22 protein-coding genes are annotated in these 23,260 nt (G+C 69.1%); 10 read left to right on the forward strand and 12 right to left on the reverse strand.

Going from position 1 to position 23,260, the window contains the following annotated elements; genetic code table 11:
- Position 1: 1 nt before the first annotated feature.
- From ACFPJ1_RS02925 to ffh, 3 genes are all read right to left on the reverse strand, one after another.
- Positions 2–1,129, reverse strand: a complete 1,128-nt coding sequence (locus ACFPJ1_RS02925) for a lytic transglycosylase domain-containing protein (RefSeq protein ID WP_380101221.1) — start codon at positions 1,127–1,129, stop codon at positions 2–4.
- A 297-nt stretch (positions 1,130–1,426) separates the two neighbouring features.
- Entirely contained in the window at positions 1,427–2,770 is a 1,344-nt protein-coding gene (locus ACFPJ1_RS02930; RefSeq protein ID WP_380101222.1) for a lytic transglycosylase domain-containing protein, read from the reverse strand.
- A 130-nt stretch (positions 2,771–2,900) separates the two neighbouring features.
- Positions 2,901–4,463, reverse strand: coding sequence for a signal recognition particle protein (ffh, locus tag ACFPJ1_RS02935; protein ID WP_380101223.1), 1,563 nt, complete (start codon positions 4,461–4,463; stop codon positions 2,901–2,903).
- Positions 4,464–4,649: 186 nt separating this feature from the next.
- On the opposite strand from ffh, the gene ACFPJ1_RS02940 reads away from it, so the two are divergent.
- From ACFPJ1_RS02940 to ACFPJ1_RS02970, 7 genes are all read left to right on the forward strand, one after another.
- A complete protein-coding gene (locus tag ACFPJ1_RS02940) occupies positions 4,650–5,096 on the forward strand; it encodes a hypothetical protein (RefSeq protein WP_380101224.1) in 447 nt (148 codons plus the stop codon).
- A 115-nt stretch (positions 5,097–5,211) separates the two neighbouring features.
- A complete protein-coding gene (locus ACFPJ1_RS02945) occupies positions 5,212–5,655 on the forward strand; it encodes a hypothetical protein (RefSeq protein ID WP_380101225.1) in 444 nt (147 codons plus the stop codon).
- 66 nt (positions 5,656–5,721) lie between these two features.
- The gene (locus tag ACFPJ1_RS02950; RefSeq protein ID WP_380101226.1) at positions 5,722–6,960 is read left to right on the forward strand and encodes a hypothetical protein; all 1,239 of its coding nucleotides are present in this window, start codon (positions 5,722–5,724) and stop codon (positions 6,958–6,960) included.
- A 79-nt stretch (positions 6,961–7,039) separates the two neighbouring features.
- Complete coding sequence (locus ACFPJ1_RS02955; protein WP_380101227.1) at positions 7,040–7,477, forward strand: hypothetical protein; 438 nt, start codon at positions 7,040–7,042, stop codon at positions 7,475–7,477.
- A gap of 3 nt (positions 7,478–7,480) precedes the next feature.
- Positions 7,481–8,521, forward strand: a complete 1,041-nt coding sequence (locus ACFPJ1_RS02960; protein WP_380101228.1) for a hypothetical protein — start codon at positions 7,481–7,483, stop codon at positions 8,519–8,521.
- A gap of 133 nt (positions 8,522–8,654) precedes the next feature.
- Positions 8,655–9,077 carry a hypothetical protein gene (locus tag ACFPJ1_RS02965; protein WP_380101229.1) on the forward strand — a complete coding sequence of 141 codons (423 nt, stop codon included), beginning with the start codon at positions 8,655–8,657 and terminating at the stop codon, positions 9,075–9,077.
- A 265-nt stretch (positions 9,078–9,342) separates the two neighbouring features.
- On the forward strand, positions 9,343–10,086 hold the full coding sequence (locus ACFPJ1_RS02970) for an arginase family protein (RefSeq protein ID WP_380101230.1): 744 nt from the start codon (positions 9,343–9,345) through the stop codon (positions 10,084–10,086).
- 1 nt (position 10,087) lies between these two features.
- On the opposite strand, the gene ACFPJ1_RS02975 is transcribed toward ACFPJ1_RS02970, so the two are convergent.
- The 4 genes from ACFPJ1_RS02975 to ACFPJ1_RS02990 are packed head-to-tail and all read right to left on the reverse strand — an operon-like array spanning position 10,088 to position 15,085.
- Positions 10,088–11,131 (reverse strand): DUF2332 domain-containing protein, encoded by a 1,044-nt coding sequence (locus ACFPJ1_RS02975; protein WP_380101231.1) that lies wholly within the window; start codon positions 11,129–11,131, stop codon positions 10,088–10,090.
- A 10-nt stretch (positions 11,132–11,141) separates the two neighbouring features.
- The gene (locus ACFPJ1_RS02980; RefSeq protein WP_380101233.1) at positions 11,142–13,406 is read right to left on the reverse strand and encodes a [protein-PII] uridylyltransferase; all 2,265 of its coding nucleotides are present in this window, start codon (positions 13,404–13,406) and stop codon (positions 11,142–11,144) included.
- Positions 13,407–13,745 (reverse strand): P-II family nitrogen regulator, encoded by a 339-nt coding sequence (locus ACFPJ1_RS02985; RefSeq protein WP_132191453.1) that lies wholly within the window; start codon positions 13,743–13,745, stop codon positions 13,407–13,409. It abuts the gene before it with no gap.
- The gene (locus tag ACFPJ1_RS02990; RefSeq protein WP_380101255.1) at positions 13,742–15,085 is read right to left on the reverse strand and encodes an ammonium transporter; all 1,344 of its coding nucleotides are present in this window, start codon (positions 15,083–15,085) and stop codon (positions 13,742–13,744) included. The genes ACFPJ1_RS02985 and ACFPJ1_RS02990 overlap by 4 nt, the downstream gene beginning before the upstream one ends.
- A 249-nt stretch (positions 15,086–15,334) precedes the next feature.
- On the opposite strand from ACFPJ1_RS02990, the gene ACFPJ1_RS02995 reads away from it, so the two are divergent.
- Complete coding sequence (locus ACFPJ1_RS02995; RefSeq protein WP_380101234.1) at positions 15,335–15,931, forward strand: TetR/AcrR family transcriptional regulator; 597 nt, start codon at positions 15,335–15,337, stop codon at positions 15,929–15,931.
- 4 nt (positions 15,932–15,935) lie between these two features.
- Here ACFPJ1_RS02995 and ACFPJ1_RS03000 read toward each other — a convergent pair whose 3' ends face one another.
- From ACFPJ1_RS03000 to ACFPJ1_RS03010, 3 genes are read right to left on the reverse strand one after another with little or no spacing between them, the layout of a single operon-like run.
- A complete protein-coding gene (locus tag ACFPJ1_RS03000; RefSeq protein ID WP_380101235.1) occupies positions 15,936–17,198 on the reverse strand; it encodes a hypothetical protein in 1,263 nt (420 codons plus the stop codon).
- The gene (locus ACFPJ1_RS03005; RefSeq protein WP_380101236.1) at positions 17,195–17,653 is read right to left on the reverse strand and encodes a sigma factor-like helix-turn-helix DNA-binding protein; all 459 of its coding nucleotides are present in this window, start codon (positions 17,651–17,653) and stop codon (positions 17,195–17,197) included. Before ACFPJ1_RS03005 ends, ACFPJ1_RS03000 begins: the two co-directional genes overlap by 4 nt.
- Before the next feature lie 26 nt (positions 17,654–17,679).
- On the reverse strand, positions 17,680–18,684 hold the full coding sequence (locus ACFPJ1_RS03010) for an NAD(P)/FAD-dependent oxidoreductase (RefSeq protein ID WP_380101237.1): 1,005 nt from the start codon (positions 18,682–18,684) through the stop codon (positions 17,680–17,682).
- Between the two features lie 77 nt (positions 18,685–18,761).
- On the opposite strand from ACFPJ1_RS03010, the gene ACFPJ1_RS03015 reads away from it, so the two are divergent.
- Complete coding sequence (locus ACFPJ1_RS03015) at positions 18,762–19,346, forward strand: XRE family transcriptional regulator (RefSeq protein WP_380101238.1); 585 nt, start codon at positions 18,762–18,764, stop codon at positions 19,344–19,346.
- A 42-nt stretch (positions 19,347–19,388) separates the two neighbouring features.
- A complete protein-coding gene (locus ACFPJ1_RS03020; protein WP_380101239.1) occupies positions 19,389–20,372 on the forward strand; it encodes an asparaginase in 984 nt (327 codons plus the stop codon).
- Here ACFPJ1_RS03020 and ACFPJ1_RS03025 read toward each other — a convergent pair.
- Both ACFPJ1_RS03025 and ACFPJ1_RS03030 read right to left on the reverse strand, forming a co-directional pair.
- Positions 20,344–21,549: an RNA polymerase sigma factor gene (locus ACFPJ1_RS03025; RefSeq protein WP_380101240.1), complete on the reverse strand. Its 1,206-nt coding sequence runs from the start codon at positions 21,547–21,549 to the stop codon at positions 20,344–20,346. The two genes, ACFPJ1_RS03020 and ACFPJ1_RS03025, sit on opposite strands and share 29 nt — an antisense overlap.
- Before the next feature lie 393 nt (positions 21,550–21,942).
- Complete coding sequence (locus ACFPJ1_RS03030) at positions 21,943–23,196, reverse strand: IS110 family RNA-guided transposase (RefSeq protein ID WP_380101241.1); 1,254 nt, start codon at positions 23,194–23,196, stop codon at positions 21,943–21,945.
- Positions 23,197–23,260: the final 64 nt, after the last annotated feature.

Raw genomic sequence — 23,260 nt, forward strand, 5'->3', positions numbered from 1 at the left:
CTTAGCCGTGCGAGCCGCTGCCCTGGGTGCAGGGAGTGGGGTTCGTCTCGGCCGCACAGGGCGAGCCGGACGGGGTGTCCGACGGCGTCGGAGTCGCCGTCGGGATCGGCGTCGGAGTGGGTGTGGGTGCCGGGGTGTCCGACGGCGTCGGAGTCGGCGTCGGCTTGTCCGTCGGCGGACGCGTCGGCCGGGTCGTCGGGCGCGTCGGTGTGTCGATCGGGTCCGGCAGCGTCGGCTTCGTCGCGGGAACGCTCGGCTTCGCCGTCGGTGTCGCCCTGCCGTCCGGCACCTCCGGCACCGCCCGCGGGTCGGTCTTGCGGTCAGCGTTCCCGATCATCTTCGGCGCGGCCAGGTTGCCCTTCGCGTTCGGCACCAGGACGGCGCTCTTGCTGTAGACGCGCATCCAGCGCAGCACGGTGGCGACGAAGTCCTTGGAGTGCTGGTACCGCAGCAGCGAGGCGACCAGGTCGCGCGGGCGCTTCAGGTCGTCGCCCTCGGAGCACAGGTAGACCGCGACGGTGGTGACGGCGTCGTACACGTTGTTCGGGTTGCGGAAGCCGTCACCGTTGCCGTCGGCCCCGAACTCGTCCCAGACACCCGGGATGATCTGCATCGGGCCGACCGCACGGTCCCAGGTCAGCTCGCCGTCGAAGCGGCCCTTGTCCGTGTCCTTGACCCGGCCGGTCTCGCCGCGGCCGTTGAGCACCGGGCCGAGGATCTTCCCGCGGGTGGTGCCCGCCACGTCGACCTTGCCGCCGCTGGCGTGCGCGGACTCGACCTTGCCGATGCCGGCCAGCAGCGGCCACGTGAGCCCGCAGTTGGGGCGGACCACGGCGAGATTCGCGGTGGCACGGCGGTAGGCGGGGAACACCCCGCGGGGGATGCCGTTGACGGCTCCGGGCCGGCCCGGCCGGACGACGGACCTGCCGTCGGTCGCTCCCTGGACAGGCACGTCCGCTCGGGCAGGCTTGTCAGATCCGATCCGGCCGTCCACTCCGGGACGCTGCGGGACGATCATGGTCAGTTCGTCGAATTCACCGCTGTTCAGACCGGCTCCAGGCGATGGGGCGACCGGGCTGTCCGCCGCGAGCTGGCCGGAGGCACCGGCTCCGCCCGAGGCGACTGTCACGATGGCCCCCACCAGGAGGGGGGCCGTGCACAGTGAAGCGATGATGATTTTGACCCGACGGTTTCCACTACGGGTTAGGCGCATAGTTCCCCCAACGACCTACGCGCCGGAAAGTTACCGAAGGGCGACGGAAAGTTACCTAAGCTGATAACCCTCGGTGGGGCAAACCGTCACAAACCCGCTGGTACGACGCTCAGCCGCCGGCCGCGGGCGGCTCGTCCAGCATCCGGACGAGCCGATTTCTTAACACTCGAGGGCCTCTTCCGGCCTCGTTTCAGCATCCGGGAGCCACTCGAATCAGGAGCCAGGCGCCTTCGTCGTCTCGGGGGCAGCCGTTGGTGCCGGGGTGCACGTCGGGTTCGGCGTCGGCGGCTCCGTCGGCGCGGGGGTCGCCGTCGGCTCGCACTCCGGCGTGTTCGTGGGCGGAGTGGTCGGCGGCGTCGTCGGAGGTGTCGTGGGCGGGGTGGTCGGCGGCGTCGTCGGAGGTGTCGTGGGCGGGGTGGTCGGCGGCGTCGTCGGAGGCGTGGTGGGCGGAGTGGTCGGCGGGCTCGTCGGAGGCGTGGTCGGCGGGCTCGTGGGAGGCGTCGTCGGCGTGTTCTGCGTCGGCGCCGGGGTCGTCGGCCTGGGCGTCGTCGGGCGCGGAGTCGTCGGCCTCGGGGTAGTCGGCCGCGGCGACGTCGGGGTCGTCGCGGTCGGCTGGACCGCGGGCCTCGGAGTGGTGGTGTTCGGGATCTGGGCGGGGTCGTCGTCGTGCTGGACGTTGCCCTGGTTGTCCGACGGCGGCGCGATCGGGGTGGTGTCGTCCGGCACGGTCACCGTGGACTTGCTGTACGACTGCATCCAGCGCAGCACCGTGGACACGTAGTCCATCGAGTGGTTGTACCTGAGCACCGCCTGCACCAGGCCCTGCGGATCGCCGAGGTTCGCGCCGCTGGAGCAGAGGTAGTCCCCCGCCGCCCGGGCCGCGTCGAAGACGTTGTGCGGGTCCTTGACCCCATCGCCGTTCCCGTCGGCCCCGAAGGTCGTCCAGGTCCCCGGGATGAACTGCATCGGGCCGACCGCCCGGTCCCAGCGCGAGTCCCCGTCGTACCGGCCCTGGTCCGTGTCGCTGATCGCGGCCATTCCCGGGCCGCCGTCGAGCACCGGGCCGAGGATCTTGCCGCGGGTCAGGCCGGCGGCGTCCACCCGGCCGCCGCTGGCGTGGGCGGACTCGACCTTGCCGATCCCGGCGAGCAGCGGCCAGGTGATGCCGCAGCCGGGCTTGGCGACGGCCAGATCGTTGGCGGCCTTCTGGTACGCCGCGAGCACGGTGCCCGGGATCCCGGAGGCATCCCCGACGACTCCGACGGGCAGCGTCTGCTTGCTGTCGGTCGCACCCGTGACCGGGACCTCGATCTGCGACTTCTTCTCAGTGGCGACGCTGCCGTCGACACCGGGCTGGCTCGGCACGTTCTCGGCCAGGTCGTCGAAGACCGAGTCCTGCCGCGGCTGACTCAGGGCGTGCGCGTCCACGATGAACGTGCTCGACGTGACCCCGCCGGTGACGAACACGGCGATCAGCGCGGCCGGGGGCGCAAGACAGACACCAGCGGCGGTGAGCTTCCCCCGCCAGGTGTCCAGGTTGCTGAACTGCTGCCTCATCGAACCGTCCCTCGACGTATTCCGCAGTACTTCGAACTTCGGGCGTAGGCACGATCTTAGTCGTCACGGGGCTACGGACAACCGGTGACGGTGAGTCAGCTACCGCTGAGCGGCAGATCCGGTCACTCGGTCACTTACCGTCCTTGCCGTCGAGCATGTTCTTGAGCGCGTCGGGTAGTTCGAAGTCGCCGCCGGCGGCACCGCCGCCGAACGCGGCCGGGAGCTGACCCGGCTGCGGCTGCGCGGGCTGGCCACCGCCGGCCCGCTTGGCCGGGTTGCCGGAGCCACGCTTGGCCTTGCCCTTCTTGGCCTGCTGCTTGGCCTTCTTGCCGCCACCCATGCCCGGCATACCAGGCATCCCCGGCATTCCGGGCATGCCCTTGCCGGACGCCATCGCGGACATCATCTTGCGGGCCTCGAAGAACCGCTCGACCAGGCCGCTGACGGTGGCCACCTCGGTACCGGAACCGTTCGCGATCCGGAGCCGCCGGGAGCCGTTGATGATGTTCGGATCGGACCGCTCGGCCGGCGTCATCGAGTGGATGACCGCCTCGATCCGGTCGATCTCGCGCTCGTCGAAGTTCTCCAGCTGGTCCTTGAACTGGGCCGCGCCGGGCAGCATGCCGAAGATCTTGGTCAACGGGCCCATCTTGCGGACCGACTGCATCTGGGCGAGGAAGTCGTCCAGGGTGAAGTCCTTGCCGCCCTTCTTCTGCAGCTTGGCGGCGGTCTTGGCTGCCTCCTCCGCGTCGAAAGACTGCTCGGCCTTCTCGATCAGGCTCATCACGTCGCCCATGCCGAGGATGCGCGACGCCATCCGGTCGGGGTGGAAGACGTCGAAGTCCTCGAGCTTCTCGCCGTTCGAGGCGAACATCACCTGGCGGCCGGTGACCTGCGCGATCGACAGCGCGGCACCGCCGCGGGCGTCACCGTCGAGCTTGGACAGCACCACGCCGTCGAAGCCGACGCCGTCGAGGAATGCCTGCGCGGTGTTCACCGCGTCCTGGCCGATCATCGCGTCGACGACGAACAGGATCTCGTCCGGGGTGACCGCGTCACGGATGTCCGCGGCCTGCTTCATCAGCACCTCGTCGACACCCAGCCGGCCGGCCGTGTCGACGATCACCACGCTGTACTGCTTGGTCCGCGCCTCGTCCATCGCCTGCCGCGCGACCTCGACCGGGTCGCCGACACCGTTGCCCGGCTCGGGCGCGAACACCGGTACGCCGGCCCGCTCGCCCACCACCTGCAGCTGGGTGACCGCGTTCGGCCGCTGCAGGTCGGCGGCGACCAGCATCGGCGTCTGGTGCTTGGTCTCCTTCAGCCACTTGGCCAGCTTCCCGGCCAGGGTCGTCTTACCAGCACCCTGCAGACCGGCCAGCATGATCACCGTCGGCGGCCGCTTGGCCATCCGCAGCTCGCGGGTCTCGCCACCGAGGATCTTGACCAGTTCCTCGTTGACGATCTTGATCACCTGCTGCGCCGGGTTCAGTCCGCCGCGCACCTCGGCCCCGCTGGCCCGCTCCTTGACCGCGGCGATGAACTCCTTCACCACCGGCAGCGCGACATCGGCCTCCAGCAGCGCGATCCGGATCTCCCGGGCGGTCGCGTCGATGTCGGCATCGGTCAGCTTGCCCTTGCCGCGCAGATTCTTGAACGTGGCGGCAAGGCGATCGGAAAGGGTGTCGAACACGAAACAGTCCGTTTCATTCGGTGGAGCAGGCCGGTACGCACCCACAGGCACGCAACTCAGCGAGTCTACCGGCCCCAGTACCACCCCACCCGCCCCGGCGTGCTGTGGACAACCCCGCCACCCACCTCCGCCATCCCACTAGCCTCAGAGCCAGCAGAAGATCCAGTCTCTCCGGGGGGACCGTCCATGGACAGCGCCGAGTTCGACCGACAGTACTTCGACGCCTTCAACACACTCGGAACCCGCTTGATGACGGAGCTCCTGCAGGCCCAGCGCGAGCTGCAGGCCACGGCACAAACGCTCACGGACGAAACAGCTCGCCTGCGCGCCGACGAAAAGGTGCGCCAGCTGCCGACGTACCTGCAATCGATGTTCGAGCCGACGACCCTGGACCGCCGCGAGGCCGAACTAGTCCTAGCCGCCGCGGACCACTCCACCGGAACCAAAGAGGAGCGACTTGCGGTGATCGATGCCACCCGGAAGAAGATCTGGGCGATCGCCGACCGCGCCGGCGAAGATGCCCACCAGATCCGCTACATGACCCGCAGCCTCGACACCGCCGAAACAGACATCCTCGACAGCAACTACCTCCCCTGGAATGACGACTACGACCAGGGCGACCCGTTTCCGTAATCCGTCGCGTGGTCCTACCCGTTCGTGAAAGCGGCCTGTGGATACTCGCGAACGAAGGAGCCTATGGCCGGATATCGTTGCGGATGTCTGTACGGACCGTGATCAAGGAGCTGTGATGGACGGCAAGTTCGGGCTCGCCGAGTTCAACCGGGAGTACAAGCTTGTACGGGCCGGTCTGCGCGCGGGCGAGACCACGGACGTCGAAGCCGCGCAACGGCAACTCCGCGCCCTTGTTCAGGACCTGCCCACTGATCACGACCGCAAGATCGCCGAGAACCTCATCAAAGGCCTTCCGGCCCTCCTCGTCGACTCCCCACCCCCCACTCCCGAGATGACTGAGGCCCTTCACGTCCTCAACACGGCCGACCTCGAGAGCGGCACCGTCGAGCAACAACTAGCTGCGATCGACCTCACCCGAAAGCAGATCTGGGCCATCGCCGACCGCGCGGGCGGCCAAGACAGCGCCAACATCCGCAGCCTCACCCGTATGCTCGAACGCCGCGAAGACTCCCTGACCGAGCCCTACCCCTGGCCCGATCCGCCAGACGCGGAACGCTGACGCCTGAGAATGGCAGGCAGCGACGCTACGGACCGAATCGAGCCCTCATCACCTCAGTACCAGGAGGTGGCGAGGCTCTACCGGATCGCCCAGGAGATGCGGCCGGGTGGCGCGGACCGCTGGAACGGCGCGCTCTATGCCCGCTACGACGACAAGTGGGGCGGCCTGAGGCGGGACGGTTCACTGCGGCTGAACCAGAACCTCGTACTGGACCACCTCACGGGCGGTGAACCCAGCCACGACCCGCATTTGCAGGGTCAGGCTCTGGCCACCGTGCTGCATGAGTCATGGCACGCCCGCGTTCCGGTCGACGCACCTAATGAGCCGAACGCGATGCGCGGAGCCCAGTCCGCCGGGCTGGACGAAGGCATCACCGAGATCGGAGCGGTCGAAGACTTCCAGCTCTTCGCTGAACAGGCCGGCTATGAAGGCATTCCACAGCCTCCGCCGGAGTATCCCGGCGCCGTTCATGCAGCCTCGGCACTTCTAGGCCGCGCGACGAACTCTGCGACCGAGCGATCCGATCTCATCGATGCGGCGCTCGACCAGCCAGTGGTAATGCGCTGGGACACGATCGCCGACCGCATCGTGCATAACGAGTTGAGCGAAGTCGTGCCGCAGGATCCCGCGCACCAGCAGGCAGCCCGCGCTCACCTCATCAACAACATGGCGGTGCAGGAGTGGCGCGGCGTTCAGGACCGCGAGAAAGGCGGCCCACTGGTCGAGCGCCTTACCAACGACGGTCTGGACCGAGCGGTGGCCCAGGTCTGCGAGCACTACCAGGACACACCGGAGGCGCCGTTCCCTGCCAAGGTCCCGAACCCGGCGGCGGCTGTGGCCGCGGAGACCGACCAGCAGGGTGAACAGCAGCGCGCCATCACACAGTCCGACCGTGGTAGTGACGCCGATCTGTCGAACCTGCCGCCACCAGATCCAAGCACTCTTGTCTCCCGCGACCCGCAGCCGGCTGGCCAACAACAGCCCGCTCCTGAACAACCGGCCGCGACCGGCATCGAGGGCGTCCGACCCGCAGCTCACGCCGCCCAACCTGCCGCCCAAGCCTCATCTCGTTCTCGTGCCGAGACCGCCAGAGCTGCGCAGAGCACGCAGCAGGCCGGACAGGGAGCCGCGGCATCGACACCTCAGCCAGCCGGCGAGATGCGGTTCCTCAGTGGGCAGGCGCCTGCTGCCCAGGCCACGCATCGGCGGCCGTCGCTCGGTGACGGATCCCGCGGTGCCTCGAGCTCGCGCGGTGCCTCGCAGACACACACCCGCCAGACGCCCCAGACCACCGGCCGCGAATAGCGCCTGTGGATAACCGACCGCCCAGCGCGGCCGATCCCGATAGCGTTACGGGCAGTGAGACATCGACCGAGGAGAGCCCATGCCATTGGACGTTGCCAAGTTCAACTCGGCCTTCGCCGGAGCTCGGCGCCGGGTGCGCAAGGAACAGGGCGACGTCGCGGAAGAGCAAGCGCGGCTGCGGGAGCTCGTCCCGGATGACGCGTCGGCCGAGGATCGCGACTGGGCCGTCGGCCTGATCGAGTCACTCGCGGAACCGCCGCCTCCACCGCGACAGTGGAGCGAGCTGTACCACGAGGCTGGCCGGGTGCACGCCTCGGCATACCGGGTCGGCGGGACCGTCGAGGAACAGATCGCGGCTCTCGAGGAAGCCCGCCGCAAGATCTGGGAGATCGCCGACCGCGCATCCGAAGACGAGGAGGCGGACATCCGGGCAATGACCCGGGTTCTGGAGCACCTCGAGGACGAGTTGCGCGATCCAACCTGGCCACACCAGGAGCCTCCGGCCCAGACGAGCTGACCGGTGGACGGCGACCGACTCGTACCGCGAGATTCGGCGACCTACCGGGAGTTCACGCGGCTGTACCACTTGGCGCAGGGACTACGACCGACCGCTGTCGATCGCTGGAACCGAGATCTTTACGCGACGGACACCGGCCGGTGGGGCGGCTTCGATCCAAAGACCGGAAGCATCAGGCTGTCCGAGGAACGCGCCCTTCAATGGCTGACCGGCGAGACCACGGACAAGTCTCCGCGCCGTCAGGCGCAAGCATTGGCCTCCGTGCTTCATGAGTCGACTCATGCGGGGATGGAGACCGACGCGCCGGCCGAGCCGAACGCTGTCCGCAGCTCGCACTCGCTGGGGCTCATGGAGGGCTTCGCCGAGGTACGAACCTTCGAGGACTTCGACGCATTTGCCAGCCGGGCCGGTTATCCGGGCTTGTCGCTGGGGGATCCGCAGTACCCGGGAGCGTACGCGGCAGTCGACAACCTGCTCGATCAGGCGGCGGGTCCACGCGTAACCCGCGACATGTTGATCGACCAAGGCTCTCGGGGCCCCGGGACGATGCATTTCGACCAGGTGGCTGACGCAGTGGTGCGGAATCGGCTGGCGGAGGTCGTTCCGGACCGCACGGAGGACCGGACAGCGGTGCGGGCCGCGCTGATCCAGACGATGAAGCACGATCAATGGCCGACGATGCACAAGAGACCGGCCGTGGCGGGCAACCTCGCGGCCGAAGACATCCGGCGAAGCTTGAACGCCAAGGTCGATGAGATCCGCCACCACTACCAAGCCAATCCGGCGCAGCCCTTCCCCGCGGAGTCACCCAACGCCGAGGCCGCACGGGCTGCGCTAGACGGCCTTCCGCCCCCGGCTGCTGAAACCCGTGTAGCCGGGCCGATGGCAGACCGGCCCCCGAACAGTCAGATGCGGTTCCTCAGTGGCCAGGCCCCAGCCGCGCAAGCGACCCGTCATGCGCCCTCCCTCGGCGACGGCGCTCGCGGACGAACCGGCGGCCAGGTAGCCACACCCAGCCGAGCCACCGGGCCTGCCCGCGACTAACGCACCAGGGTGAAGTGGCGTTGGTGGACACTCGCCAAGCGAATGGCGGCCGGCGAGCCTGTGGATAGTTGCGAACGGCTGGGTCTGTGCATCGATATCGTTGCGGATCTGCACACGCTGACCAGGAGGTGTGATGGGCGACGGCAAGGTTGAGGTCTCTGTGTTCAATGAGGCCTTCTATGAGGCTCGGGAGCGGGTGTGGAGTTCCGAGGGTGCCGATGTGGTGGCCGAGCAGGCGGCGCTTCGGGCGCTTGTTCCGGAGCACGCCTCCGAGCATGACCGCCGATGGACCGGCCAGCTGATCGTGTCACTCGCGGAGTCACCTGCACCTCCCCGTCAGTGGAGCGAGTACTACCACCAGGCAGGCGCCGTCCACGCAGCGGCATACCTGGCCGAGGGAACCGTCGAAGGGAAGATCGCCACCCTCGAAGAAGCCCGACGCAGGATCTGGGAGATCTCTGAGCAGGCTCCGGCCGACGAGGAGATCCACATCAAGGCGATGACCAGAGTGCTGGAGCACCTCGAGAGGGAGCTGCGAGATCCCACCTTTCCCTAGGCTCGCAGACCGGCGGTTTGCTGTTGACAAGCGGAGACGCCATCGAGAGCATCTAACCACTTGGATTTGAGTTAATGGTTAGGGGAATGGAGGAAGGGCCTTGGGCGGCGGCGGTGGTTCGCGGCGGGTGGTGGTTTTGGATGGGCCTTCTAATTTGGGGCTTCGGCCGCCGGTGGTGGGGGCGGTGCCTGGGTGTTACAAGCTGGCGGGGGCTCTGCGGGATCAGGGGATTGTCGGGCGCATCGGGGCCGGGGACGCTGGGTGTGTGACGCCGCCTCGGTATGACCGCGGGGACTGGAAGCCTGGGGACGGGGTGTTCAACGCCGGAGCCATGGCGGACTACACCGTCAAGCTCGCGGATCGGTTGGGGAAGCTCTTCGATGACGACAAGTTCGTGGTGCTGCTGGGTGGTGAGTGCAGCAACCTGCTCGGGCCGGCATTGGCATTGAGGCGCAGGGGCCGGTACGGCGTGGCATACCTCGACGGCCACTCCGACTTCCGGACTGTCGACAACGACGTGTACGTCGGGGCCGCCGGGGGCGAGGCGCTCGCACTGGTGACTGGGCGCGGCCAGGCGGATCTGACCGACCTCGAGGACCTGCGGCCGTACGTGCGCGACCAGGACGCGGTGATGCTCGGCTACCGCGAGGACGAGGCGTACCTCGACAGCCTGCGCGAGGCGGGGATCCCGGAATGGTCGGCGCTGGCCGTCATCGACGATCCGGCAGCGGCGGCGAGCGGAGTACTGGCTCATCTGGAGCGGGACGATCTCGACGGGTTCTGGGTGCATCTGGATGTGGACATCCTCGACGCGAAGGTGATGCCGGCAGTCGACAGCCCGGACCCCGGTGGGCTCGAGCACGAGCACCTCCGCGACCTGCTGAAGCCGCTGCTCGCCTCGCCGAAGTGCGTTGGCTTCGACATCGGCATCTTCGACCCCGACCTGGACCCGGACGGCCGCTACGCCGCAGAGCTCACAGACACCCTGGTCGCCGCTCTGACCGACTAGCTCACTCCCACCGCGCCGGAAGCCCGTGGGGCTCGGCCGTACCAAGCACTCGCGGAACTCCGGTCGGCCAGACCTGCAACACCACCAGGAACTCCGGCTCCGCGTCCGGAGTACGGCGGATCGGCTCCAGGCTGAGGTGGGCCAGCGGCGCCGAGGGAGTCGCCTGGGCTCCGAGCGCGGTGATCAACCCCTCCGCAGCAGCCTTGTCCTCTGGCGTGAGGTATTGCCACATCACCGAGTGCCAGACGACGGTGACGTGGCCCTCGGAGAGTTCGAGGTTGCGCAGGAACGACACCGCGTCCTCACGGTGTACGTCGGCCGGCACCTTCCGCGCGACCTCCAACGCCCCGCGCAGGCGCTCCAACCGCTCTGGCATGTCGGGCCACACGTACGACGTCAGCGTGAGCGCGCCGTCGTCGGTGAACGGGTTCACCGGCGCGATGTCGCTCCCCACCCGCTCCACGATCCGCAACTCCACAGACGGGTCGAGCGGCCGTCCGGACCAGGCGTCGTCGAAGACCACGGGGCTGTCCGAAGGCCCGAAGCTCGACCCGTCGGTCAGGTTGTAGCGGAACTGGTCGGCGCGCAGGTTGAGCCCACCGCTGGCCCCGATCTCGAACAGCCGCACGGGCAGCGGGACAGCCTCGGCCAACCGGGACAGGCCACCGTAGAGAGCGATAGACCGGCCTACCTCGTTCGTCTGGGGCGGCTGGGTCAGCAGTTCACGCAACTCCGGGCCGCGCGCTTGCAGCACTTGGTCGAACGCCTCCCAGCCCAGCCGGGGATCCCACTCGCCACCGACGCTCGGGTAAAACGCCGCCAGCTCCGGAGCCTCCCCCGTCAGCACTAGCCGGTGCACAGACCCCAATAGCCGCAGGGCAATCGCTGCACCAGCCGGCTGATTCTCATAGCCGGCAAGCACCGCTACGGGCGAACCACCGATCTCATAGTCATCCACCACACGCCGCAACAGGTCGGCGTACATAGGTGAGCCGAGGTCCTCGCAAGCCGTGGCCTGGAGCTGGAACGCCTGTACTAGATCCACACGCCCGACCCTAGAAGGTCAGGCGATCCAGAATCGACTTGGCCGTCGTGCGCGCGTCTTCCTCCTCCAGCGGCGAGCCGTCGCTGTCGGTCAGATAGAACACGTCTACACACTCCGCACCGAGGGTGCTCACGTGTGCAGACCTGATGTCGGCACCTGTCGATGCGATCGCCGCAGTGACGTCGTAGAGCAAGCCCGGCCGGTCGTGGGCCCGAACCTGCAACACGGTGGCAGTCTCGGACGCATGAGGCAGCAGGTCCACCCGACTGGCGGCCGCCTTGCCCCGAGCGGACGAGTCACGCGCGGCCAACCGGCGTACGAGATCGCTGTCGTCGCGCAGGGCCACAGCAAGCCGGTCCCGCAGCCGCACCGGATCCGGCGCGGACCCAGCGACCGACCACTGCGAGATCCCCAGCCCCTCAACCGACGTGATGACCGCAGACCGTACTGCGAGCCGCTCCACCGCCAGTACTCCGGCCACGGTGGACAGCGTGCCCACCTGATCCGGTACTGCGACGTTGACCCGCAGGTCGCCACGGTGGTCCGACACGGTCACCCCGAGCCGTCCCACGCCCACCACCTGGTGCAACGCCGGCAGCGGAACGGGCGGAGCGTCGGTCCAGAGCCCGGCACCTCCGCCGGACAGGTCACCCCGCACGCGGCGAGCGAGTTCGCCGACCAGGCGCAGACGCCACGGCGACGCGGCAGCGGGCCCGGCAGCACGAGCATCGGCGTAGGTGAGAGCTTCCAGCAGGTCCAGCGTGTCCGTGTTGCCGACGATGCCGGCGACAAGTTCCACCGTCATCGGGTCGTCCAGGTCGCGCCTGGTGGCGACCTGCGCCAGCATCAGGTGCTGCCGGACGAGCAGGGCGATCGTGTCGACGTCCGCCTCGGCGAAACCCAGCCGACGGGCGACAGTGGTCGCGATGGCGGCACCGGTGACGCTGTGGTCGCCGTCGACCGCCTTGCCAAGGTCATGGAGCAGAGCGGCGACCAGCAGTAGGTCCGGTCGGCGTACGTCCCGGACCAGCTTCGAGGCCTCTACACAGGTCTCCAGCAGGTGCCGGTCGACGGTGTAGCGGTGGATCGCCGACTGCGGCGGCCGGAAGCGCACGGTGTCCCACTCCGGCATGATCCGGGAGATGTAGCCGGCTTGGTCCAGGGCCTCCCAAACCTCCAGCAGCCCCTCCCCTGCACCTAGCAGGGCACATAGGAGGCGCCGAGCCTCCGCACCCCAGGGCTCCGGCAGCAGGGCGGCTGTGCGGGCCAGTCGATCGCACACCGCAGGCGACAGCACCAGGTCCCGGTCGGCAGCGACAGCCGCCGCGCGAAGTCCGAGGGCAGAGTCCCGCTCAGGGCGAGCCTCCGGCATCAGGACAACCTCGCCCTCGTGCTGGCCGACGCCCTCGTCGAGCGCGAGCAGCAGCGGCCCACCGCCGCGGTGCCGACGACGAGAGCGAGGCGGACGGGCCATCAGGCTCTCGATCCGCCGCCACGACACATCGCACACGTGAGCCAAGGTCCGGCCAGTGGCGTAGACGTGCCGCAGCAAGGCATCGCGATTCGCCAGGCCGAGCCCGGCCGCGACCTCGCCGGCCACGTCAGCGACCAGCCGGTCGGTCGCACGCCCGGCGACCTCGTGCAGTTCGTCCCGCACGTTCAGCAGGTCCAGCCGCGCCCGCTCGACCACCGGATGCGGTACGTCGATCAACCACGACGCCACCAGGGCTCGCAGTACCACGGCGTCCCGCAGACCGCCGTACGCCTCCTTGAGGTCCGGTTCGGCCAGATGCGCGAGCTCGCCGACCGTGTTGGCCCGTTCCCGGCACGCCTCCGCGAGTGCCGGCAGCCGCGTCTTCGCAGTACGGCGCCAGTCGGCCATCAGGACCGACCGCAACTGCAGGGTGAGGTGAGAATCCCCGGCCACGTGCCGAGCGTCCAGCAACCCGAGCGCGACCCGTACGTCGTCGGCCGCCGCCTGCTGGGCCTGCGCGACGGTCCGGACACTGTGGTCCAGCCGGGTCCGCGAGTCCCACAGCGGGTACCAGATCTGGGCGGCCAGCTCATCGACCTGGGGATAGCCCTCGGCATGCAGGAGCATCACGTCGAGATCGCTGTACGGCGACAGCTCCTCCCGGCCGTAGCCGCCGATGGCGACCAGGGCGACGCCCTCGGTGGGAACACCGAGGGCGTCGCAGGCCTTGGAGAGGAGCAGGAACAGCAGCGCGTCGGCCTCCTCGGCACGAGCGCGCCGCTGTGCTGCTCGGTCCACCATCTAGAGGGCGTCTCCGTCGGTCTCGCCGGTACGGACCCGGACGATCGACTCGACCGGTACCACCCAGACCTTGCCGTCACCGATCTTGCCGGTCTGCGCGGCCTTCACGATCACGTCGGTCACGTCGGCGGCGTCACCGTCCTCGACGACCACCTCGAGCCGGACCTTCGGGACCAGGTCCACCTCGTACTCCGCACCGCGGTAGACCTCGGTGTGGCCCTTCTGCCGGCCGTAGCCGCTCGCCTCGGTGACCGTCATCCCGGTCACGCCGAACGTCTCGAGCGCGGCCCGGACATCTTCCAGCTTGTGCGGCTTGATCACCGCGGTGATCAGCTTCATGCGTTCGCACCTTCCTTCTCAGACGTCTCGGTCTCGGTCCCGGCGGCCGGGGTACGGACGACGCTGCTGTGACCCCGCAGCCCCGAGCCCGCGGCCAGGAAGTCGTACGCCGTCTCCGCGTGCTCGACCTGGTCGACACCGGCGACCTCGTCGTCCTCGCTGACGCGGAAGCCGATCGTCTTGTCGATCACCTTGCCGAGGATGAAGGCCACCGTGAAGGAGTAGACAGCAACCACCAGGTTCGCCAGCGCCTGCCGACCGAGCTGGCTGGCACCGCCACCGTAGAACAGGCCGTTCACCGCGGACGGGGCGGCCGCGGTGCCCAGGAAGCCGATCGCCAGCGAGCCGAACAGACCGCCGACCAGGTGCACGCCGACCACGTCGAGGGAGTCGTCGAAGCCGAACGTGTACTTCAGCGAGACCGCGAAGCAACAGATGGCACCGGCGAGAACGCCGAGGATGATCGCGCCGACCGGGGTGACCGCGCCACAGGACGGCGTGATCGCGACCAGACCGGCGACCGCGCCGGAGGCCATGCCCAGCGTGGTGGCCTTGCCGTGCCGGATCCGCTCCACGATCAGCCAGCCGATCACGGCAGCGGCCGTGGCGACCTGGGTGTTCACGAAGGTGACCGCGGCGGTGGTGCCGGCACTCAGCGCGGAGCCCGCGTTGAAGCCGAACCAGCCGAACCACAGCAGGCCGGCGCCGAGAATGACCAGCGGCAGGCTGTGCGGCCGCATCGGGTCCTTGCGCCAGCCGACCCGGCGGCCGAGCACCAGCGCCAGGGCGAGCGCGGCCGCACCGGCGTTCACGTGCACGGCGGTACCACCGGCGAAGTCGACCGCCTTCAGCTTGTCGCCGATCCAGCCGCCGTTGCCGTCGTCCAGGAACCACACCGAGTGGGCGACCGGGAAGTACACCAGGCACGTCCAGCCCACCACGAACGCGATCCAGCCACGGAACGTGGCCCGGTCCGCGATGGCGCCGGAGATCAGCGCGGGGGTGATGATCGCGAACATCAGCTGGAAGGCGACGAAGGCGAGTGTCGGGATGGTGCCGCTGACCGCGTCGGGTGAGATCAGGCCCTTCAGACCGACTTCCGAGAAGTCACCGATCACATGCCCGGTGTCACCGGCGAAGGTCAGCGAGTAGCCGACCAACACCCAAAGGATGGTGACGACGGCGATGGTGATCGCACTCATCATCATCATGTTCAGCACGCTCTTGACGCGCACCATGCCGCCGTAGAAGAAAGCCAGGCCCGGTGTCATCAAGAACACCAGGGCGGCACTGACCAAGACCCAGGCGGTATCGCCGGCGTTGATCTCCATCAACGTCATCCCTTCCATCGATCTGGGGGTGACCCGCGTCCTCATTCGGGGAGCTCCACAACGCCGGGAAGCCCGCGCACGGCCACACCGCAAACGGTGTCGGCGCGCCGTTTCAGCCGATCGGTCCTCATGTTTCAGGCATGTGACAAAGCGCTCCGTTAGGTGACATCGACGTGACATCGGCCCGGTTGTGGCACGCTGGCCTGACCACACGGCCCGCAGCCGCGCCACTGCGACCGTCCGAGCTGGGGAAACGAAATGGAGACCAACAGCGGGGAGAGGCCGCGCAGAGGCAGGCCGAGGGACCCGGAGGCAGAGCCCCGGATCCGCCGGTACGCCGTCCAGCTGCTGCTGGAGCGCGGGTTCGACGGAATGACGGTCGACGACGTCGCGGAGGCGGCCGGCGTCGGGAAGGCCACGATCTACCGGCGGTGGGCGAGCAAGGAGCTCCTCGCCAACGACGCGATGGCCCAGATGTTCGACATCGAGATCCCGGACGCCGACACCGGGTCCATCGCCGGCGACCTGCGGCAGGTCTACCGGGACGCCCTGATCTTCGTGAACAGCAAGGAGGGCATCGCGCTGATCCGCCTGGCAGTCAGCGAGATGAACCGCGACGAGCAGTTCACGGTCTTCTACCGGTCCTTCCTGCAGCGCCGGATCGCCCTGACGGCGGCCGCGCTGGAGCGGGCCCGGCGGCGGGGTGAACCGATCCGCGCGTCGGCTGATCCGGTACTGATGGTGCAGTGGCTGGCCGGAGTACTGATCGTCCGCGCGCTCACCGGCGAGAAGATGCCGTCGGTGGACGACGCCGACCACCTGGTCGCGATGACAATGAGGTGCATCGCCGAGTAGGGGATCAGCCGTGAACGCCGGGGCCGAGGGCGACGCCGGTCACCTCGAGCTCGGTGACCCGGCGTACTCGGCCTGTCTGCAGGTCCCAGGCGAGCACCCAGCCCTCGACCTGCAGCAGCGCCGTGCTCTCGTCGTACCAGCCGAGCAGGAAGCAGCAGCCCGGTTCGCGGATCCGGTCGGGGGTGTCCCGGCCGGGGGTCGGTGTGGCCGCAGGGGTCTCACCGAGGACCAGCAGGCGGCTGGGGAGGGTCAACTGCCGGGAGATCGCCGCGACTACCTGTGGCTTCGACACGACGGTCGGCACCTGCGGCAACTGGTCCGCGATGAACATCCTGGCCGCGATGGCCCCTTGGGTGTACGTCAGGCCGGCCCAGGTGCCCACCGGCAGCCGGGGGTTGCTGTCGACGGTCCAGGTGCGGTTCGCCTCGTACCGCATCAGCGCCACCTGGTTGCCCGTGCCATCCAGCCGGTACGGCGCTGTCACGTCGAACGGGTCGTTGCTGGCGGCCACGGTGGCGACTGGCTCGTCACCGACGTCGAAGGCACCGATGAGTACGCGATAGGCGACGCCCGGACCGCTGACGAGCAGGCCGTCGCTGTTCTCCAGCCAAGCGACGCTGCGGATGTCCTGAGCCGGGAGGGCGATGCGACGCGTTGACGCGTCGTTGGTCTCGGTGGCGTCGATGACCACGACACCGCCGGGCTGCGGGAACGCGACCAGTCGCCCGTCCGGCGAGATCGCCCCCGGGCTGAGCGGTTCGCCGGACCTGATGGCGGTCAACTGAAGGTCTGCCCGGGCCCAACGGGAGCTCGAGCCCATCAGAAGAGGTGTGAAGCTCCCGTTCCGCTCCGACAGGACCACCGCGGCCACCCGTTCGAACGGATCCGCCCTGAGGTCGTCGGCGTTGTCGGGCAGTTGCAGCGCGTCCCCCAGCGGGGTCTCGAGGCGATCCAGGAACCGCTCGCTGCCGGCCGGCGGGGCCATCCAGTAGTCGACGCCGAAGATCTGCCCGGCTGGCGGGATGAAGCCGGGCGGGGTGCTGGGTGGAGTGGTCGGCGGGACGATGCCGGTGTTGTTGCCGCCGAGTCCGGCGACCACGGCAGCGATCACCGCGACCAGCAGTACCACGGCGAGCCCGACGATCGTGCTGCGACGGCGTCTGCGCCGGATGGCGACACCACCGGCCCAGGCTGTGTCGGTGAGGTCCGGCTCCGGCAGCAGGTCGGAAGCCCGGTCCAGCAGCGGCCGGACCTCCTCGCGCCTCACGGCTGGTCCCTGCGGTAGGCGTCACGCCAGTCCCCCGAGCCCAGCGCCGCACCCAGCCGCCCGACTGCGGTTTGGCCGTGCCCGTGCACAGACGGCTGCGACATGCTCAGCACGTCGGACACCTCGTACTCGGTGAGCTCCTCGAAGTACAGCAGGACCAGTACTACGCGCTGGGCCGGGGTGAGAGTCGCCAGGGCGAGCTTGACCGGCTCGTCCTCACCCTCGAACGGTCGCACCCTCGCCCAGCGCGAAAGGGCCGGCTGGTAGAGCAGGCGCTGCACGAACGCGTCCGGGTCGTCCACCTTGCCCCAGCGCAGCGACAACCTGGTGAAGGCGTGCAGGAGTTGCTCCTCAGCCCGCTCGAGCTCTCCGTACACGAGGTACGCCGTCCGGAGCCATCTGCCTTGCCGCGCATCGACGTACGAGGCGAATTCTGGGTCGACCGTATCGCGCATCCACCCTCCCGCCTCTATTCAACTCCTCAACTACTCGGTGCGGCCACCTGATCGGGGCGGTGGGGTGGGATTCGTGTCTGTACCGCTAGGCGGGTCTCTTCGGCGATCAGGTCTGCGTTGATCGTGGCGCCTGCGGTCAACCCGGCCGCGGCCGAGGTGATCACCTGGCTGCGGAGGTCAGCGACGTTGCCCGCGACCCAGACGCCCGGCACCTCGGTCGCACCGCTCGGATCTGCCTGGACCGCGGTGCCGAGATACACATCGCCGAACTCCTGGTCGACCGCCTTCAGCCCTAGGTCAGCCAAGAAGTCGGCCCGCGCCCGAACCACCGACTGCACCGCCAGGGCCTGGCGTGGGATGACCTTCCCGCCCTCCAGCCGTACGCCGGTGAGCTTGTCGTCCGTCACCTCCACGGCCTCGACGCGTCCTTCCACAACGGAGATCCCGCGCGCCGCGAGTTCCTCCCACTGGTCGTCGGACGGCGCCGGCCCGGTGTGCAGGAACAGCGTCACGTCGTCGCTCAACTGCCGGAACAGCATCGCCTGGTGGATCGCCATCCCGCCGGTGGCCAGTACGCCGATCGCCTGGTCGCGCACCTCCCACCCGTGGCAGTACGGGCAGTGCAGTACGTCGCGCCCGAACCGCTCGGCCAGCCCCGGTACGTCGGGCAGCACGTCCCTGCCACCGGTGGCCACCAGCAGCCTGCGTGCTCCGAACGACCGCCCGTCGTCCAACTCCACCACGAACCCGTCCTCTGTCATTGAGGTCGGGCCATTCGGTCGGGTGACCGTCGTGACGGTGCCGGCGGTCACCTCGCCGCCGTACCCGGTGACCTCGGCCCGGCCGATCGCGTACAGCTCACTCGGCGGAACCCCATCACGGCTCAGGTAGTTGTGCACGTGCTCGGCCGGCGCGTTGCGCGGCGTGCCGTTGTCGATCACCAGCACGGACCGGCGCGACCGGACCAGCGCCAGCGCTCCGTTCAGCCCGGCGGCCGCCCCGCCCACCACGATCACGTCGTACTTCTTCATCGCCTGCTCCTTCGTCGGTCCGCTCTCTGACCCCAGAGTTCGCCGGATTCTCGAAAACGACAAGAAAGTTTGCCAGGATGGCAACTGTGGATCCTCTTGACGACGTCCTGGAAGCGGTCGGCCCGAGATTGCGATCGCTACGGCAGGAGCGCGGTACGACGCTCGCCCAGCTATCGGTGTCCACCGGCATCTCGGTGAGCACGCTGTCCCGGCTGGAGGCGGGTCAGCGCCGCCCGACGCTGGAACTGCTGCTGCCGCTGGCCCGGGCGCACCAGGTCCAACTGGATGAACTCGTGGACGCGCCCCCGACCGGCGACCCCCGCATCCATGCGAAGCCGATCCGGCGGCACGGCGCGACGATGATCCCGCTGAGCCGGCGCCCCGGAGGTCTCCAGGCGTACAAGCAGATCGTTCCGGAAGGCTGGCCGGGCGGCGAGCCGGACCAGCGGACCCACGAGGGCTACGACTGGTTCTACGTGCTGTCCGGCCGGATCCGGCTGGTGCTGGGCGACCGCGACCTCGTCCTGCTCGAGGGCGAGGTGGCGGAGTTCGACACGAGGGTTCCGCACTGGTTCGGCAACCCCGGGCCGGGACCGGCCGAGATGCTCTGCCTGTACGGCCCGCAGGGCGAGCGACTGCACGTCCGCGCTCGCTCCAAGTAGTGATAGCTTTCCGGGCGGTCAACCATAGAGAGGACCCAGCACGTGAGCGTCGCGTTGTTCACCCTTGGCGGCACCATCGCGATGGCCGGCCACACGGCCGACGGCGTCCGGCGGTTGACCGGAGCCGACCTGACCGCGGCCGTGCCCGGGCTGGCGGATCTCGGCCGGCCCATCGACGTACAAGACGTGGAGGCGGTGTCGAGCGCCAACCTGACGCTCGCCAAGATGCTCGATGTCGTCGATGCCGCGTCGAAGGCGATCAGCAACGGCGCCACCGGCATCGTCGTCACCCAGGGCACGGACACCCTGGAGGAGACGGCGTTCGTGGTCGACCAGGTCTGGCCGCACTCCCACCCGTTCGTCCTCACCGGCGCGATGCGCAACCCGACGCTGGCCGGCCACGACGGCCCGGCGAACCTGCTCGCCGCCGCCCGGGTCGCCTGCTCCCCCGCCGCCCGCGACCTCGGTGCTCTGGTCGTCCTCAACGACGAGATCCATGCGGCCCGCTGGGTTCGGAAAACCCACAGCACGAGTACGGCGACGTTCGCCTCGCCCAACACCGGTCCGATCGGCCAGGTGGTCGAGGGCCAGGTCCGCATCCTCACCCGCCCCGCACGGCAGGACGGCGTACCGGGCCGGGCCGAGCCCGCGGACCTCGACGCGACCCGGGTGGCGCTCTACACGGTCACCCTGGACGACGACGGCCTGCTGCTCGACGGTCTGGCCGACACACACCAGGGCCTGGTGGTCGCCGGGTACGGCGTCGGGCATGTGCCGTCCGCGCTGGCGCCGGTCCTCGGTGAACTCGCCGAACGCATCCCGGTTGTGCTCACCTCGCGGACCGGCGGCGGTTCGGTGCTGCGCCACACCTACAAGTCGGTCGGGGCGGAGTCGGACCTGCTCGGCCGCGGGCTGATCGACGGCGGCTTCCTCGACCCCTACAAGGCGCGCGTGCTCCTACGGTTGCTCTTGGCAACAGGTGAGGGCCACGACGACATCATCGCGGCCTTCGCGCAGCACCACTGACCTCGGCCGCCTTGGTGATCAGATAGTCCCGCTCCGGCAGACTCGTCGTACGCCGGGCCGCCGCACGGAAGTGGTTCGCGGCAGCCTCGTCGTCACCGAGCATCTCCGAGAAATGCCCCCGTACCGCGTCCAGCCGGTAGTGCCCCGGGAGCTTCTCGTCCAAGGTTTCGAGGAGTTCCAGGCCGGCCTCGGGTCCTTCCACCATGGCCAGGGCGATCGCGCGGTTCACCGTCACCATCGGGTTGCCGGACAGCTCCTCCAGCAGGCCGTACAGCGCGAGGATCTGCGGCCAGTCGGTGTCCTCCGGCTTGTCCACCTCGTCGTGCAGGGCGGCGATCGCGGCCTGCAACTGGTACTCCCCCAGCGGCTGCCGTCCGAAGGCGTCGACAGCCAGCGCGAGTCCTTCGTTGATCAGCTCCTGGTCCCACAGGCTGCGGTTCTGGTCCGCCAGCGGGATCAGCTCACCCGCGGGGCCGGTCCGGGCCAGCCTGCGCGCGTCGTTGAGCAGCATCAACGCCAGCAGTCCCATCACCTGGCCGTTCTCCGGCAATGACCGGTGCACCATCCGGGTCAGCCGGATCGCTTCTCCGGACAGGTCGCTGCGCTGGAGATCCGCGCCGCTGCTGCTCGCGTAACCCTCGTTGAACACCAGGTAGAGGACGTGCAGCACCTGGCGCAACCGCTCGTCGCTCTCCTGCAGCTCGAACTCCTGCCCTTTGAGCCGCGCCTTCGCCCTGGTGATCCGCTGCGCCATGGTCGCCTCGGGCACCAGGTACGCCTTCGCGATCTCTGCCGTCGTCAGGCCACCGACAGCGCGAAGCGTCAACGCGATCGCGGACGCGGGTGACAACGCGGGGTGGCAGCACAGGAACAACAACAGCAACGTGTCGTCGTGCTCCTCGACCTCGTCGGCCGGCACCTCACGCCGCGCCGCCAACTCCTCCCGGCGCCGCCTCGCCTGGTCCTGCCGGATCTCATCGATCAACCGCCGCGAAGCCGCCTGGATCAACCACCCGCGCGGATTGTCAGGCACCCCATCCCGCGGCCAAGTCCGAGCCGCAGCAATCAACGCCTCCTGCACAGCATCCTCAGCAGCCGCAAAATCCCCAAACCGCCGAACCACCGCCCCCACCACCTGCGGCGTCAACCCCCGCAGCAACCCATCAATCCCCTCCACACCCCCATCATCACCCACCCCACCCCCTCACCCGGCCACCGGCCGCCCCTTCGCCCGGTCACCCGCCCGCCCGATCACCGACGTCTGGGTGATCGCCCGCCCGCCCGATCACCGACGTCTTGGGTGCCGGCCGCAGGCCCGCCCGGGCAGCGCCTCCACGCGCGCCGCCACATCCCCGCGCTGGCCGGTACGCGGTCTGCCGACATTCCGCTCTGTCGATTCCTCGCTCGACCGGTACGCCGGTGTGCCGAACGGGTCGTTCACCGGCATGAGTGCGGGCGGTTAGTCCGGCCGTGGGTGCGGGTGGTTCGACCGGCATGGGTTCGGGTGGTTCGCGGTCTCCGCTGCGTGATGGTGCTAGTCGGGCTGGCGTGCGTCAAGAGGAGCCCTGTGTCAAGCCGCCTGTCTGTTGGGTTCGTTGAGGAGGCGTTGGAGGGCGTTGTGCTTGGTGGGGTTGTAGGCGGTGTTGTTTTGCCAGCAGTGCCAGATGATGAATAGCCAGGCGCGGGCGAGGATGCGGACGGCGTGGGGGTGGTCGTGGCCTCGGGCGCGGGCTTGTTGGTAGAGGTCGGCGGCCCAGGGGTTGGCGTGGCGGGTGTCGCCGGCGAAGTCGGTGACGGCGTCGCGGAGTTGTTTGTCGCAGGCCCAGCGGAATCCGACGGTTTTGTGTTTGCCGGACTGGCGGGTTGAGGGTGCGGCGCCGGCGAGGCAGGTGAGGGCTTCGGGGGTGGGGAAGCGGGCGCGGCAGTCGCCGATCTCGGCGAGGAGCCGGGCGGCGCGGACGGTGCCGGAGCGGGGCAGGCTGGTGAAGATGTGGGAGTCGGTGTGGGCGGCGAGTTGGGCGGCGATCTGGGTGGACAGGGTCTTGATCTGGTCGATCAGGGTGGTGAGAACGGTGAGTAGTGCGTGGGTGATGTGGGCGTTGAGGGTGGCGTCGGGGCCGGTGGCGCCGGGGGGTGCCGTGGTCAGGTGGGCGTGCAGCACGGCGGGGTCTTTGCCGCCGGGGTAGCCGACGGATGTCAGCCAGGCGGCGAGGCGTTTCGGGGTGAGCCAGTCGGCGCGGTCTTGGGTGTCGAAGCGGGCCAGGAACGCGCAGCTGATCGGGGAGTCGAGTTCGCTGAACAGGCCGATCGGGGCGGGGAAGGCGTTGCGCAGGTGGGCGCGGAGCTGGTTGGTGACCGCGACGCGGTGGCTGATGAGGTCTTTGCGGGCGCGGCAGGTGCGGCGCAGTGCGATGGTCGCGGGGGTGTCGGGGGTGAGTGGGGCGAGCCGGGCCCGGTCGGTGCGCAGGGTGTCGGCCAGGACGAACGCGTCGAACCGGTCGTCTTTGTTGCCGGCTGATCCGTAGCGGCTGCGCAGGTTTTTGACCTGGTTCGGGCTGATCACGACCACGGTGATCCCGGCCTGCAGGAGGGTATCGACGACGGGGCCGTCGGGGCGTTCGATCGCGACCTCGCCGACCCCGTGACGGCCCAGCATGCCGATCAGGTCACGCAGCCCGGCGACGGTGTGTTCGACGGTGCACCGGTCGATTTCTCGGCCGCGGTCGTTCACGACCGACACGGCATGGTCGTCGCGGGCCCAGTCCAGGCCGCCGGTCACACCGTTGACGGGTTCGTCGGGCAGGGTGTTTCTGGCAGACTTCACGTCAGCCTCCTCGCTGCTAAGCCCAGTGGGGAGGCACCCTTATGTGGTGCCGGGACGCGGCTGC

Source organism: Kribbella qitaiheensis (genome assembly GCF_042657745.1).
GTDB classification, from domain to species: domain Bacteria; phylum Actinomycetota; class Actinomycetes; order Propionibacteriales; family Kribbellaceae; genus Kribbella; species Kribbella qitaiheensis.

Coding starts and splice junctions, on each gene's coding strand:
- ACFPJ1_RS02930 (WP_380101222.1), bottom strand. CDS start 2,770: ATGAGGCAGCAGTTCAGCAACCTGGACACCTGGCGGGGGAAGCTCACC.
- ACFPJ1_RS02940 (WP_380101224.1), top strand. CDS start 4,650: ATGGACAGCGCCGAGTTCGACCGACAGTACTTCGACGCCTTCAACACA.
- ACFPJ1_RS02945 (WP_380101225.1), top strand. CDS start 5,212: ATGGACGGCAAGTTCGGGCTCGCCGAGTTCAACCGGGAGTACAAGCTT.
- ACFPJ1_RS02955 (WP_380101227.1), top strand. CDS start 7,040: ATGCCATTGGACGTTGCCAAGTTCAACTCGGCCTTCGCCGGAGCTCGG.
- ACFPJ1_RS02965 (WP_380101229.1), top strand. CDS start 8,655: ATGGGCGACGGCAAGGTTGAGGTCTCTGTGTTCAATGAGGCCTTCTAT.
- ACFPJ1_RS02980 (WP_380101233.1), bottom strand. CDS start 13,406: ATGGTGGACCGAGCAGCACAGCGGCGCGCTCGTGCCGAGGAGGCCGAC.
- ACFPJ1_RS02985 (WP_132191453.1), bottom strand. CDS start 13,745: ATGAAGCTGATCACCGCGGTGATCAAGCCGCACAAGCTGGAAGATGTC.
- ACFPJ1_RS02990 (WP_380101255.1), bottom strand. CDS start 15,085: ATGACGTTGATGGAGATCAACGCCGGCGATACCGCCTGGGTCTTGGTC.
- ACFPJ1_RS02995 (WP_380101234.1), top strand. CDS start 15,335: ATGGAGACCAACAGCGGGGAGAGGCCGCGCAGAGGCAGGCCGAGGGAC.
- ACFPJ1_RS03005 (WP_380101236.1), bottom strand. CDS start 17,653: ATGCGCGATACGGTCGACCCAGAATTCGCCTCGTACGTCGATGCGCGG.
- ACFPJ1_RS03010 (WP_380101237.1), bottom strand. CDS start 18,684: ATGAAGAAGTACGACGTGATCGTGGTGGGCGGGGCGGCCGCCGGGCTG.
- ACFPJ1_RS03015 (WP_380101238.1), top strand. CDS start 18,762: ATGGCAACTGTGGATCCTCTTGACGACGTCCTGGAAGCGGTCGGCCCG.